We start from the raw sequence: 14,293 nt of genomic DNA, 5'->3' as shown, positions 1-14,293 counted from the left end.
TAAGGATACAACACATGATCAGGTATGCATTCAACCGCTTGCTGACCACTATTCCTGTGCTTTGGATTGCGATTACGATTTGTTTTTTTGTATTGCGAATGGCTCCCGGTGGCCCGTTTGATGGTGAGCGTCCATTGCCGGAGGCGGTGAAGGCCAACTTAGCCGCGCATTATAATTTTGATAAGCCTTTAATCGAGCAGTATTTTATCTATATCAGTGATGTGGTCAGGGGTGATCTTGGGCCGTCATTTACCACACTGGATTTTACCGTTAGTGAACAAATAGCCATTGGCTTGCCTTACACCTTGATTTTGGGGGGAGCGGCATTTTTTGTCTCGATTCTGTTAGGGGTGGCCGCCGGTGTGTACGGAGCGCTCAACCGCGATACTTATTCTGATCATGTATTGGCTGCGTTGATATTAACCGGACTGGTGGTGCCGAACTTTTTAGTCGCGCCAATATTCCAGTTAGTGTTTGGCTTGCAACTCGAATGGTTTCCGGTCGGAGGTTGGGGAGATGGCTCCTTGCGCTATTTGATCCTGCCGGTGGCGGTGTTGTCACTGCCACATATTGCACGTATTTCAAGGCTGACCCGTGGCTCAATGATTGAGGCACTCAATACGAATTTTATTCGCACGGCCCATTCTAAAGGTTTGAGTGATCGTGCGATTGTCTGGCGTCATGCGCTGCGGCCTGCCTTGATGCCGGTGATTTCTTATTTGGGGCCAGCGGCGGGCTTTTTGCTGACCGGCTCGCTGGTCGTGGAGTCTATTTTTGGTATTCCCGGTATTGGTCGCTACTTTATTAATGCGGCGCTGAATCGGGATTACGGCATGGTGTTGGGTACAGTGGTGTTTTATATGGTGCTGATTATGTTGCTGAACCTGATCGTCGATATATTTTATGCCTGGCTTGATCCGAGGGTGAGAACGCGATGAGTATTCGATCCATAAAAGAAAATATTGTAGAAGACACGTTCACCGAGGCGGTTGAAACCAGCGGTCGCAGTTTGATACAAAGCGCGATGTTACGTTTCTATCGTAATAAGGCGGCGATGCTGTCACTTATTGTGCTGTGTTTACTGATTTTAGCTGCGATTTTCGGGCCGTATTTTGTACCGTTTAATTATGAAGATCCGGATTGGTCAGCGTTTCGTGCGCCACCGTCTTTTGAGAGTGGGCATTATTTTGGAACCGATCAAAACGGGCGTGATTTGTTGGCGCGGACATTGTACGGCACTCGGGTGTCATTGACGGTGGCGTTTGTGGCGACCTTGGTGTCTGTACTGATTGGCGTGAGTTATGGCGCGATTGCAGGCTATTTGGGAGGTCGGGTTGATCAGGCACTGATGCGTTTTGTCGATATCATGTATGCCTTGCCGTATATCTTGTTTGTGATTTTGCTGATGGTGATCTTCGGGCGCAATGTGTTCTTATTATTTGCGGCGATTGGTGCGCTGGAGTGGTTGACCATGGCGCGCATTGTGCGGGGTCAGACTTTATCGCTTAAAGAGCGTGAATTTATTGAAGCGGCTCGTGCCACAGGCTTGAGCACACCCGCGATTATCTTCCGTCATATCGTGCCAAATCTGGCGGGGCCGGTGGTGATTTATGCGGCGCTAACGATTCCGGAAATTGTCGCGACGGAAAGCTTTTTGTCTTATCTGGGCTTTGGTATTCAGGAGCCGCTGACCTCACTGGGCACGTTGATTGCTGAAGGCGCTGATGTGATGGAAGTCTTGCCGTGGTTATTGTTCTTTCCGGCAGCTTTTTTGGTGACTTTGTTAATCAGTTTGTTATTTGTGGGTGACGGTCTTCGCGATGCCTTTGACAGCAAGGAGCGTAAACGATGAGCCAGCGTATTTTAACGATTTCAGATCTGACCGTAAGCTTTGATACTGATGATGGCGTGGTGCAGGCGGTGCGCGGTATTAACGGTCATCTGGATGCTGGGGAGTGTCTGGGTATTGTGGGCGAGTCGGGGTCTGGTAAGAGCCAAACCTTTTTAACGGCCATGGGTTTGTTAAGCAGCAATGGCTCAGCAACCGGCTCAATTGATTTTAAGGGGCAAGATCTTTTAAGTATTGATAAGACGCGTTTGAATCAGATTCGCGGTGATAAGGTTTCGATGATCTTTCAGGATCCGCTGACGGCTCTGACGCCTCATATGCGCATTGGTACGCAGATGCAGGAGGTGTTAAAAACGCACCGTAAAATCAGCGGATCGGATGCCATGTCGATCTGTCTGGATTGGCTGGAGCGGGTGCAAATGCCGGAGGCTAAGCGTCGTTTGCGGCAATATCCGCATGAGTTATCCGGTGGTATGCGCCAGCGGATTATGATTGCAATGGCGATGTTGTGTGAGCCTGATTTGCTGATTGCTGATGAGCCAACCACGGCGCTGGATGTAACGATCCAGGCGGAAATTCTGGATATCATGGATAGCTTGCGCCGTGAGCAAGGCACGGCGATTGCGTTGATTACGCATGATATGGGTGTGGTAGCGCGCATGTGCGACCGGATTCAGGTGATGCGTTATGGTGAGTATGTGGAGGAGGGCTCGGCTGAGGATATCTTCTATCGGCCTCAGCATGATTACACCAAGATGTTATTGGACTCTGTGCCTCGTATTGATTTGACCGCCTCGGCTAAGCCGTCGGGGGGAGTGACAGATGCGGTTGGGATAGCTGAAGATGATTCTGTTGATTCTGTTGATTCTGTTGATTCTGTTGATTCTGTTGATTCAGGAGGTTCAGGAGGTTCAGGAGGTTCAGGAGGTTCAGGAGGTTCAGGAGGTTCAGGAGGTTCAGGAGGTTCTGTGCACGAGCTGGGTTCGCAGAGTCCGACTGAATTCCTCAAAGTACGTGATATCAATGTGGAGTTTAAAGTCACGCGGGGTTTATTTGCTAAACCTGCTATTTTGCGTGCGGTGGATGGCGTGAGTTTTGACTTAAAACCCGGTGAAACATTGGGGATTGTAGGTGAGTCAGGCAGTGGAAAATCAACATTGGCGCGGGCGGTATTACAGCTAATTCCACCCACCACCGGTGCGGTTAGTTGGCTGGGTTCATCGCTAACTGATATGGATAAAGATACGCTGAAACAAAAGCGACGCGATCTGCAGATTATCTTTCAGGACCCCTTAGCCAGTTTGAACCCGTCCAATACCATTGGCGCGTCGATCATGGAACCGCTCAAGGTCTTTGAGACGTCGTTAAGCAAAGCTGAGATGCACGAGAAAGTGCGTGCCATGATGGAACGGTTGGGGCTTGATCCTTCACTGATTAATCGCTATCCGCATGAGTTATCGGGTGGTCAGAATCAACGCGTAGGCATAGCCCGTGCTATTATCACCAAGCCAAAACTGGTGATTTGTGATGAAGCGGTGTCGGCCTTAGATGTTTCGATTCAGGCGCAAATTATCGAGCTGTTAATGGGGCTGCAAAAAGATTTCGGTTTGTCGTTTATCTTTATCTCGCACGATTTGTCGGTGGTCTGGGAGATTTCGCATCGTATTCTGGTGCTGTATTTGGGCACGATTGTGGAATTGGCGGAGACGCAGCAATTGTTTAGCAATCCGCAGCATCCTTATACCCAGCAATTGATCTCTTCGGTACCGCTACCTGATCCCAAAGTGGAACGTCAGCGACAGCGAATTAAACTGGTGGGTGAGATGTCATCGCCGATGGACCCGGCTGCGCGTATGCGGTTTTTACCGTCTAAAGTGCATTTGGCTAAGGACGGTTATATCCCGAAGCTTGAGGAAGTGTTCCCTGAGCATTTTGTGGCTGAGCATGATGCTATTGCTGATTTATTAATCTAAAGGAAGCAACGTTTGAAACACTCCGATCTGCCTATTGAAGCGGTTATTCCAGCACTAAAACAGCAATTATTGGTAGCGAATGAGTTGATTCTGGAAGCGCCTCCGGGGGCAGGTAAGACCACGGTTGTACCGCTTGCACTGATGAATCAGCCTTGGTTGTCGGGTAAGAAAATTATCATGCTGGAACCGCGGCGTATTGCGGCCAAATCTGCGGCGCATCGCATGGCGTCACTGCTGAATGAAGCGGTAGGTCAGCGTATTGGTTATCGCATGCGGCTGGATACTAAGGTCGGTAAAAACACCGTGGTTGAGGTAATCACTGAAGGTATTCTGACACGTATGTTGCAGAGTGATCCCTCTCTGGAAGGAGTGGGACTGGTGATTTTTGATGAGTTTCATGAGCGCAGTCTGGATTCTGATTTGGCGCTGAGTCTTTGCCTGAAAGGGCGGGAATTGTTTCGTAGTGATGATGACTCGAATGCCCTGAAAATCGTGGTGATGTCGGCAACGTTGGATGGTGAGGCAACCGCTACTTTATTGGGTGGTGCGCCGATTGTCAGGAGTGAGGGGCAAAGCTATCCGGTTGAGGTGATTTACGGTCAGGCGAGTCAGCCGCGAGAGCGCATTGTGGATCGTATGGTTGCAACCATTAAGCAGGCAATTCAGGATAATCCGGACAGTAGTGTGCTGGCATTTTTACCGGGGCAAGGCGAGATTCAACGTTGTAATGATGAGCTGTCACGGTGGATATTTGATCGTAAAATAAAAGGTGTACACCTGCGCCCGCTGTTTGGCAGTTTGTCGATAGAAGCCCAGCAACAAGCAATTGCACCTTTGTCGGGTAGTGAGGCGCATGATCAGAAAATTGTACTGGCTACCAATATTGCCGAGACGAGTCTGACAATTGAAGGCGTTGATGTGGTGGTTGATTCTGGCTTAGCGCGCGAAGCGACCTTTACACCCGCGACGGGGATGACGGGGTTACGCACGGTGAAAATTTCCCAAGCCTCCAGTGTGCAACGCGCCGGACGTGCAGGGCGTTTGCGTCCCGGCAAATGCTACCGTTTGTGGTCAGAGTGCCAGCAGCAACAATTAGTCCCGCAAACTCCAGCTGAAATTCTTAAAGCCGATCTCGCACCACTGGCGCTTCAGTTATTGCAATGGGGTGTGAATGACCCATCAGAATTACTTTGGCTTGACCCACCACCGAGAGGTTCATGGGGTCAGGCGATGGATCTTTTGGCAATGCTCGGTGCAGTGAGTAAGGTTAAACAGCAGTGGGTGTTAACCGATCACGGGCAGCTGATGACGAAGCTACCGGTTCATCCTCGTTTGGCGCATTGTCTGATTTGTGGTGATGCAATTGGACAGCCTGTATTGGCAAGTCAGTTAGCCAGTGTGTTGTCAGACAGAGATCCATTTAGCCGTGAACATCCCGAAATAAATTACCGACTTGAGATAGTACGTGGTGAGCGTCAGTGCCCCAAGCAGAATCAGGGATGGTTGTATCGAACTCAGCAGTTGGTGCAGCAGTTTGAGGCTTCATTAAAAAAGCTGAACACCACTTCGAATCAAGTGGTGGCATTATTAAAACCGGATCAGCAAATCGCTTATTTGTTGGCATCTGCTTATCCTGACCGAATTGCCAGGAAGCGTCATTCCGGTGGCTATCAATTGAGTAATGGACGTAGCGCCAGTTTTATCGGGAACACTGCTTTAGCCAATCAGCCTTGGTTGGCGGTTGCTGAAGTGACAGCGGGTGTTGGTGGTAAAGGTGATGTGATTCGTTCTGCGGCAGCCTTGGATGAAACGTTGTTTGATACAGTGCTCAGTGACCTTGTCAGCTTTGAGACCATCGCCGAGTGGGATAAAAAAGCGGATCGTTTTATTGCTGAAGAACAGCAAAAAATCGGTGCACTCGTGTTGCAACGAAGCCGACTAGACACAGTGCCGGTCGAGGCCAAACGTGCAGCGCTGGTTGCGCATATTCAAAAGCAAGGTTTACGAATACTGCCGTGGAAATCGCAGGATTACCAATGGTGTGCTCGTGTGATGTTATTGTGTCGGACCGAACAATCTGCAGCCCAGGCTGGCGCTAAGTCGGTTACTGACAGCCAGTGGCCAGATACGAGTGATGATAATTTATTGGCCACCCTTGATGAGTGGCTAGCGCCGTATTTGGATGATGTGAAGTCATTGCAGGATATTAAAAAGCTCAATCTGAGTGAAATTTTAAATGCCATATTGCCGTGGGATAAACAGCAGTTATTGAACCAGTTAGCGCCGAGTCGTTTATCAGTTCCATCGGGCTCATCAATTGCTATTGATTATACAGAATCGCCTCCCGTGCTGGCGGTGAAACTTCAGGAAATGTTTGGCTGTGAGGAAACACCAACGGTAGCCAATGGCAAGGTCAGTCTGTTGGTACATTTATTGTCGCCAGCGGGCAGGCCATTGCAGATTACACAAGATTTAGCAGGGTTCTGGCGCAGTTCTTATCATGATGTGAAAAAGGATATGAAGGGGCGTTATCCCAAACATCCGTGGCCGGATGACCCTTTGGTGGCAGTGGCAACGCGGCGAACTAAACCCCGCAAATAAATCTATATTTGATTCCCGCTACGTCATTGGGTTGGTTTATATCGCAGCACAGGCGCTATCGCTCACTTAAGATACTACTAATTTACCGATACTACAGATCAGGAGTCACCGATATGTCATCGAATAACTATGAGTCAGGCCGTTTAGATCTTCCGTTTGTGGGGCATTGTTCCTTTGCTAAAGCGCCGATTTGTACGGATTGGAATAATATAGACGCTGATGTCGCCATCCTGGGTGTACCCAATGATATGGGGACGCAGTGGCGTGCGGGTGCGCGTTTTGGGCCTCGCGGGATTCGTGAGGCATCCACCTTGTTTTCATTTGGTCACGGCGGTGCGTATGACTTTGAAGATGACAAAATGTACCTCACTCAGGATCAGGTAAAAATCGTTGATGTAGGTGATGCGGATATCGTGCATACCGATATGGAAAAGTCTCATGAGAATACTTACCGTGCGGTGCGTAAGATACTGGAGTCAGGAGCAATGCCGGTGTCTTTAGGCGGAGATCACTCCGTTCACGCACCCATTATTCGGGCATTTGCGGATCAGGGGCCAATCCATATTATTCATTTTGATGCGCATCTGGACTTTGTCGATGAGCGTCACGGGGTGCGCTACGGGCACGGTAATCCATTGCGTCGCGCCTCTGAGATGGATCATATCTTTGGTATGACGCAACTGGGCATTCGCAATGTCTCCTCGTCTAACCGTGCGGATTATCAGGCAGCGCGGGATGCGGGGTCAGATATATTGTCGGTGCGTGATGTGCGCAAACTTGGCGTTGAGGGTGTGCTGGCTCGCATTCCGGAAGGCAAACACTACTATATTACGATTGATATTGATGGTTTTGATCCGTCCATTGCACCGGGTACTGGCACGCCGAGTCACGGTGGTTTTTTGTATTATGAAGTGTTGGAAATCATTCAGGCATTGGCGATAAGAAGTGAAGGCGACATTATCGGTATGGATTTAGTTGAGGTTGCGCCAGCGTATGATCCGGCTGGCGTGACTTCCATTCTGGCTGCTCAGTTATTGATGAATAGCATTGGTTTTATCTTCCATGCGCGTCATGGTGAGTCTGCTGATAATGATTAGATAATCTACTTTATAGTGCTGTTGTTGCCTCGATATTTCGCTTATTTTGATTGTTGAGGTAGTTCCGCTTGTCTGATTTTTGAAATTGTTATGGATTAAATCCTGCTCGCTGATTACATTATAGGGTAGCAAAATGAAATCTCGTCACACCAAATAATAATAACAATAATACTGAGTGTGCATTCGAGTCATCGTTGTCATCAACTACAGATGCGACTGATAAGATGCTTAGTAAAAAACTAATAATAAAAAATTATGAGTAAAAAAAATAACACTTGGATCAGCTATCTAATTCTATCAGCCTCTGTATTGCTGGGCAGCTCGGTTTGTGCCGACGATACAGAAATATTCTTTTCCGACGATGTGAGCGGCGTTAGTCATAATGTTATGTTTATTATTGACGGGTCAGGCTCCATGGATACCACGGTTGCAAGTAGTGGTAAGACGCGTCTGGAAGTGATGAAAGGTGCGCTGAACACGGTTCTGGAAAATGCTCCGGACAATCTCAACGTAGGATTGATGAACTACGGTGAAGATCAGTGGAGAAACAAAGGGCACGGCGTCAAATTTCCGATTTCACCCATTAATGACCCGGCCCGTCCAATCGTTGTGGATCGTATGCCTGTTGACGAATGGGATAATATCTCCTGGTGGTATAGCAGTATTCCTGAGCCATCTGAAACTATCACGGTTCGCAGTTATTTGTCAGAGATCACGGATTGGTACTGGAAAGATAATTGGTACATGGATAAGTATGGTGGTACACCAGCGATTGATATGCCAAGAAAAGGGGCTACCCCAATCGTCGATGCCTTGTATGAAGCAGCACTTTACTTCAGAGGTGAGAAGATCAGTTTTGGATTAGGTGATGCGGGTTACTGGACACGTTGGGCTGCTCACCCATCCACCTATGAGGGTGATCTAATTGAGTGGGATACTGATTCCTGTTTGATCCAAAAGACAGTCACTCACTCCGAACCTATTGATTTTGAGAATGAAGATTATAGTTGGTATCGCTGTAAATCTTCAGCTGATGAGACCGCAATCCCTGGATATGAGCATTGTCCTTCTACAGAGTCTTGTAGTACACGTTCTACTGAGGTCTGTGATGACCTGACTCCGGGGTATTGCGGCGTTGAGTTGGAAATCGACACCAGTTGCCCTGATGGTGAGTGGGTTCCGGAAATCTGCCACAGTGGATATCGAGATGAGGTCATTGAAGAATGTACCTATGATATTTGTGAGGGCCAATATTTGCCTGAGCCTGACTATATCAGCCCGATCAAACAGGAATGTCAGAATAATTACATTGTACTGCTCTCAGACGGTGAACCGGGAAATGGCGGAGATCAGGTAGAGAATAAAACGTATCAGGAAATCAAAGCGGGCACGATGCCAGTATTGACGGATAAGTCAGATGCTACGAAAGAGTTTAGTCATGTAACGTGTGACGCGAACCCTGATCCAAGTGGTTTCAGAGCAGGTATTTGTGGGCCTGAGCTTACTCATTTTATGTCTGACTCTGACCATAGTGACCTTGATGGTACACAACGCATTCAAACGTATGCTATCGGTTTTGGGCTTAATGGTGAGGCGAATTCAGAAGCTTACCTGAAGAGCTTGGTCACAACCGATGACGCCACAACACCTGAGGTTGAAGGATACTTCTCGGCAGAAGACGAGGTTCAGTTGTCTAAGGCGTTCAGTGAAATTCTGGCGCAAATCAGCTCTTCAACGACATCGTTTGCAGCACCGGGTTACAGCGTAAATACATCCACTGGATTGTCTAATGAGCCGGTGGTTTATATTCCGGTATTTGATAAAGCAAAGACGCCACGTTGGTCCGGAAATCTTAAGAAATTTACGCTGGGTCAGAATAGTGCCGGGAAATCCGTTATTCAGAGTAAGGATGGTTCTCCGGCACTGAATGAGCTTGGGGTATTTGAAGATACAGCAACAGATCTTTGGTCGACTGCTTCAACAGGCGATGGAGCGGTGGTGACAAAAGGTGGCGCGGCCTCATTAATTGATCCAAACAATCGATTGGCAGTATCAGATATCAGCTGTAGTTCAGACTGTGACCTAAGCTTAATAAACAATAAGCTTGTTCCGGAAAATGCCACGGATGGAGGTTTGATCACCAATCAAATGCTTGGCTTGGACGATGATGCAACCGAAACTGAGCGTATGACGCTGATTAACTACATTCGGGGACGGACACTAAATAGTGAAACTTCTGAGTACGATTTGCATCCTCGCATGGGGGATATGCTGCATACTGAGCCGGTCGTTATTACCTATAAAAATAACTACAAGAGCACTGCATCTGCTGACACCAAATACAATGGTCAGGTTATTTTTGCAGCAACTAATGAAGGTTATTTGCATGCCTTTGATACAACTTCCGGTAAAGAGCTATTCGCCTTTATGCCTCAGGAATTATTGAAAAATATCAACACTCAGTACCTCAATACCGGCAGTGGCAACCATGCCTATGGAATCGATGGGAATATGAGTTTGTGGCGCTTAGACGCAGACAAAGACGGGGTTATTTCCGCATCAGCCGGTGATAAAGCCTATCTTTACTTTGGACTGCGCAGAGGCGGACGAAGTTATTATGCATTAGATGTAACAAACCCAGAACAACCCAAACTCATGTGGAAAGTTAAGTCTACTGACAATCATTTTGCTAAGCTAGGTCAAAGCTGGTCTACGCCATACCTTGCCAGAATTCGTGTAAGTGATAGTGAATTCAAAGAAGTGGTTATGTTCACCGGTGGTTACGATATAAATCAGGATATTGAAGATTTGTCGGTGCGTAGTAATAGCGATAGCATGGGCAATGACATCTTTATTGTGGATGCTCTAACAGGTCGTTATATCTGGTCACTACATGGAGGCAAAGACGGTGCGACACCGAATGAGTCAGCTTCTTTATTGACACACAGCATCCCCGGTGGCGCCCGTTTATTAGATATGAATAATGATGGCGCAATTGACCGGTTATATTTTGCAGATACCAAGGCTCAGGTCTGGCGTCTGGAATTACCAAAAGGGCCGGTTTACGATTTAGATAGTGCGAAGCTCATTAAATTTGCTTCACTGGCCGGTAATGGGCAGGGCAATTCGCGAATGATCTACAATGAGCCGGATATTGGTCTGCTAAGGCACGGTGCTAAGAGTTGGCTGACTGTTTCGATTGGTAGTGGCTACCGCGCTCATCCGGCAAACGAAGCAATCAGCGATCATTTCTATGTGATGCTGGATGGCGCTGTGCACGTGCCTTTGGAGACTAAATTAAAGGGCGAAGGTGACTTCACAACCTTGGGGACAAATGATCTGGTCAAGTTGACCGTCAACGATGGTGTGCTATCCAAAGGTGAGCTAGGTAATAAAACAATTTACGATCTGGAATCTAAAGTTGGTTGGTATTTAGAACTTCCGGAGCATGGTGAAAAAGTACTTTCAAACGCTATTACCACCAATGGCTCTGTGATGTTTACGACTTTAGTGCCTGGTAGTGGTTCAGCTGCGGCTGTTGGTGACCCCTGTGTGGCACCGGTCACTCAAGGACGTTTCTACTCCTTAAATATTGTCACCGGTAGTCCGGGCAATGACTTGAATGATGACGATGTGATTAATGATACCGATCTATTCGAAGTGGTTGCTGCAAATGAAATTCCCGGCACACCTCAACCGGTGTTTAATGCACCGGTGTGTGAGGCTGAGCAGTGTCAACAGATAGTGGATATCCGCGTCGGTAAAAAGAATACGCCGGTAGTTAGCTATGATTCGGCTTACTTAGAAAGTGTTTATTGGGCTGCGCCAAACACAGAGCGAGGAAACTAAGCGTAATGCACCTAATGAATAGAAACAAATAAGCCGCGATGATCCGCGGCTTACTGTTGTCAAATTAAAGACTAGCGAGTGACTAAGCCGCTTTCATTGCCTCAGCATGATAAGCAATATGCTCACCAATAAACGTCGAGATAAAGTGATAGCTGTGATCATAGCCATCTTGCAAGCGTAGCTCTAAAGGCTGACCTGCAGTTTCACAAGCTGCTTTTAGATTCTCCGGCAATAACTGACCTTCATCATAAAACTCATCTGCCAGACCAGAATCAATCAGAATGTTTTCCACTCGTGCGCCACTCTTAACCAGTTCCGTAGCATCGTACTCAGCCCAAGTTGATTCATCGTCACCCAGATAAGCACCGAAACAACCTTTACCCCAGCCACAGTTCACCGGATTACAAATCGGTGCAAAGGCAGATACTGAGCGATAAGCATCCGGGTTCTTAAGTGCGCAAATCAATGCACCGTGACCGCCCATCGAGTGACCGGTGACAGACTTAACACCTGCCATCAGCGGCAACTCAGCTTCCAGTAAAGCTGGTAATTCCTGCGTCACATAGTCATACATATGATAATTTGGTGAGTAGGGCGCTTGGGTCGCATTCACATAAAAGCCTGCGCCTTTACCTAAGTCATAACGCTCTGGCTCATCCGCAATATCATCACCACGCGGTGAGGTATCAGGGAAAACAATCGCAATACCATGCTCTGCTGCATAGCGTTGCGCACCGGCTTTAGTGCGCGCATTGTCATCGGTACAGGTCAGACCTGACAGAAAATACAATGCAGGTACAGGGCCAGTTTCAGCCTGTGGAGGCAGATACACAGAGAACGTCATCTCACAGTTATTCACCGCAGACTGATGCGTATAGCGATTAAGAAAACCACCAAACTCTTTTACAGATTCAATTTGTTGCATGGGGCTTCCTTACATCAAAATAACAGAACGGATACTCTTACCTTCGTGCATCAGGTCGAAGGCTTTATTGATGTCTTCCAGTCCCATGGTGTGAGTAACCATGCTGTCCAGCTCAATCTCGCCAGACATGTAACGCTCAACATAACCCGGAAGCTCAGTACGACCCTTAACACCACCGAATGCAGTACCTTTCCAGGTACGACCAACTACCAGGTTAAATGGACGTGTTTTGATTTCCTGACCTGCACCAGCCACACCAATAACAGTAGAAACACCCCAGCCCATATGCGTACATTCCAGCGCATCACGCATGACATGAACGTTACCGATACACTCGAATGAGTAATCAACGCCGCCGTTGGTCATTTCCTGAATGTATTCGCTGGTTGAGCCACCGATTTCACTTGGGTTCACAAAATCAGTTGCGCCTAACGCCTTCGCCATTTCCCATTTATCAGGGTTAATGTCGACGGCCAGAATACGCGATGCACCGGCCATCACAGCACCTTGGATACAAGACAAACCAATACCACCCAGACCAAATACAGCAACGGTAGAACCTGCTTCAACTTTTGCTGTGTTAAGTACCGCACCGATACCCGTTGTCACACCACAACCAAGCAAACAGACTTTATCAAGCGGGGCTGCTTTATTAATTCTCGCCAGAGCTATTTCAGGCACTACCGTGTACTCAGAGAATGTTGAGCAGCCCATGTAGTGATAAATATCTTGTCCGCGAGACTTAAAGCGACGTGTGCCATCTGGCATAAAGCCTGTCCAAATCGTTGGCGCGATGGTCTGACACAGATTTGACTTTGTGGAATTACAGTATTCGCAATCACCGCACTCTGCGATGTACAGAGGAATAACGTGATCGCCGACTTCAAGGTTTTTAACGCCAGGGCCAACTTCAACCACCTCACAGCCACCTTCGTGACCTAAGATCGCAGGGAACACGCCTTCAGGGTCTTCACCTGACATCGTGAATGCATCGGTATGGCAAACACCTGTCGCGTGAACTTTTAGCAGCACTTCGCCTTCCTGCGGGCCTGCTACTTCAACGTCTTCTATCTCTAGCTTTTGCTTAGGACCCCAAGCGATGGCAGCTCTACATTTCATGCGTAACTCCTTATTGGTGTATCTGAATAGATTAAATGGTGTTTCTATGAGTCATTCGTCAAAGCGGCGATGCGCGTTTTAACGATGTCGAGAATATGTTTTTCCGGAAAGCCAAACGGCACGATCTGCGCCAGCGCTCCCATGCCATCAACAATATACAGATTGGCCGAATGATCAACAAAATAAAGTTTGTCCTTACGATTAGTTTTATCAACCCGACTGTAAGCATTGTATGCGTCCATGACGGATTTGATTTCTTCGGTCGTGCCGGTCAGGCCAATCAAATCGGAGTGGAAATAGGGGACATATTGACTGAGTAATTCAGCGCTGTCACGTTCCGGATCGACCGTTATGAACAGCCCCTGTACTTTATCCGCCTCTTGTTTTGGTAATTGCTTGAGTATTCTGGCTAAACTGGCTAATTCGGTGGGGCAGACATCCGGACAATGAGTATAGCCAAAAAAGATTAGCGTTACTTTACCGCGTAGTTGATTTAATGCAAAGGGTTTGCCGTGATGGTCAGTCAGTGTGAAATCGCCGCCAACAGAGACTTCAGACTTGTCCGCTTTAAGCGGTACTGATGCAGGTTTCAGCTCATTATCCTCAGAAGTCACATCGCCCACAGGAGCAGAGAAAGCATCTTCCACTAACTCACTGACATTGCTTCCGGTGAGGCTTTCCATAAAGGCAACGATCTGTTTGACCTCGCTATCATCCAATCCTAGCGGTTGAATCAACGGATCAAGATTTGGGTTCTTAATACCTCCCTGATTATAAAACTCAACCACATCTCGCAATGAGCTAAAGCTGCCATCATGCATATAAGGCGCTGTCAGAGCGACATTTCTCAAACTGGGCGTTTTATTAGTCCTCTTCAAGG

General features: G+C 47.7%; 9 protein-coding genes. 6 read left to right on the top strand and 3 right to left on the bottom strand.

What is annotated here, in order from left to right:
• The first annotated feature begins 14 nt into the window (after window positions 1-14).
• The 6 genes from DKW60_RS21750 (at window position 15) to DKW60_RS21725 (ending at window position 11,369) form a co-directional block, all read left to right on the top strand.
• On the top strand, window positions 15-938 hold the full coding sequence (locus tag DKW60_RS21750; RefSeq protein ID WP_109839770.1) for an ABC transporter permease: 924 nt from the start codon (window positions 15-17) through the stop codon (window positions 936-938).
• Complete coding sequence (locus tag DKW60_RS21745; RefSeq protein ID WP_109839769.1) at window positions 935-1,852, top strand: ABC transporter permease; 918 nt, start codon at window positions 935-937, stop codon at window positions 1,850-1,852. The genes DKW60_RS21750 and DKW60_RS21745 overlap by 4 nt, the downstream gene beginning before the upstream one ends.
• Entirely contained in the window at window positions 1,849-3,822 is a 1,974-nt protein-coding gene (locus DKW60_RS21740; RefSeq protein ID WP_109839768.1) for an ABC transporter ATP-binding protein, read from the top strand. Before DKW60_RS21745 ends, DKW60_RS21740 begins: the two co-directional genes overlap by 4 nt.
• 12 nt (window positions 3,823-3,834) lie before the next feature.
• Window positions 3,835-6,423 (top strand): ATP-dependent helicase HrpB, encoded by a 2,589-nt coding sequence (hrpB, locus tag DKW60_RS21735; RefSeq protein ID WP_109839767.1) that lies wholly within the window; start codon window positions 3,835-3,837, stop codon window positions 6,421-6,423.
• A gap of 113 nt (window positions 6,424-6,536) precedes the next feature.
• On the top strand, window positions 6,537-7,520 hold the full coding sequence (gene speB / locus DKW60_RS21730; protein ID WP_109839766.1) for an agmatinase: 984 nt from the start codon (window positions 6,537-6,539) through the stop codon (window positions 7,518-7,520).
• Window positions 7,521-7,775: 255 nt separating this feature from the next.
• A complete protein-coding gene (locus DKW60_RS21725; RefSeq protein ID WP_109839765.1) occupies window positions 7,776-11,369 on the top strand; it encodes a PilC/PilY family type IV pilus protein in 3,594 nt (1,197 codons plus the stop codon).
• 82 nt (window positions 11,370-11,451) lie between these two features.
• Here the strand turns inward: DKW60_RS21725 and fghA are convergent, their stop codons facing one another.
• From fghA to DKW60_RS21710, 3 genes are all read right to left on the bottom strand, one after another.
• Entirely contained in the window at window positions 11,452-12,294 is an 843-nt protein-coding gene (gene fghA, locus DKW60_RS21720; RefSeq protein ID WP_109839764.1) for an S-formylglutathione hydrolase, read from the bottom strand.
• Between the two features lie 9 nt (window positions 12,295-12,303).
• On the bottom strand, window positions 12,304-13,413 hold the full coding sequence (locus DKW60_RS21715) for an S-(hydroxymethyl)glutathione dehydrogenase/class III alcohol dehydrogenase (protein ID WP_109839763.1): 1,110 nt from the start codon (window positions 13,411-13,413) through the stop codon (window positions 12,304-12,306).
• Window positions 13,414-13,457: 44 nt separating this feature from the next.
• Window positions 13,458-14,293 (bottom strand): SCO family protein (locus DKW60_RS21710; RefSeq protein WP_109839762.1); only part of this gene is annotated, 836 nt, incomplete at its 5' end.

The organism is Leucothrix pacifica, assembly GCF_003172875.1.
GTDB lineage: Bacteria > Pseudomonadota > Gammaproteobacteria > Thiotrichales > Thiotrichaceae > Leucothrix > Leucothrix pacifica.
This window is presented reverse-complemented; position numbering and strand designations above follow the sequence as displayed.